Annotated in this window: 1 protein-coding gene; it reads left to right on the top strand. The window is 45.2% G+C overall.

The window, feature by feature from the left end; all coding sequences use genetic code 11:
• Positions 1-5: 5 nt before the first annotated feature.
• A complete protein-coding gene (locus J7R07_RS08025; RefSeq protein ID WP_343070155.1) occupies positions 6-350 on the top strand; it encodes a phosphoenolpyruvate carboxylase in 345 nt (114 codons plus the stop codon).
• Positions 351-440: the final 90 nt, after the last annotated feature.

The following is a 440-nucleotide window of genomic DNA, read 5'->3' as shown; positions in this document are numbered from 1 at the left end:
TAGCTATGTTAGAGATGGTTTATGCGAAAGCAGACCTATGGCTGGCGGAGTACTATGATCATCGTTTAGTGGAAGAACGTTTATGGCCGTTGGGGCAAAAACTACGTGATCAGCTGTCGGAGGATATAAAAAGTGTGCTAGCGGTTTCGAAAGACGAAGCGTTAATGGCGGACTTACCGTGGATTGCTGAATCTATTGCACTACGTAATGTCTACACTGACCCGTTAAACGTTTTACAAGCCGAACTATTACACCGGTCTCGCCAACAAGAACACCCAGACCCACGCGTAGAACAAGCGCTGATGGTCACTATTGCAGGGGTTGCTGCTGGGATGCGTAATACGGGCTAGGGGTATTACAGCCGTATTTAAGAAAAAAGCTGCCAATTCATTCGGCAGCTTTTTTTATCTTTATTTCATCTTACTTAGGGGAGTTACTAT

Source organism: Bartonella phoceensis (assembly GCF_902825145.1).
GTDB classification, from domain to species: domain Bacteria; phylum Pseudomonadota; class Alphaproteobacteria; order Rhizobiales; family Rhizobiaceae; genus Bartonella; species Bartonella phoceensis.
Note: the sequence above shows the minus strand (reverse complement) of the source record. Positions and strands in the feature narration are given on the sequence as shown.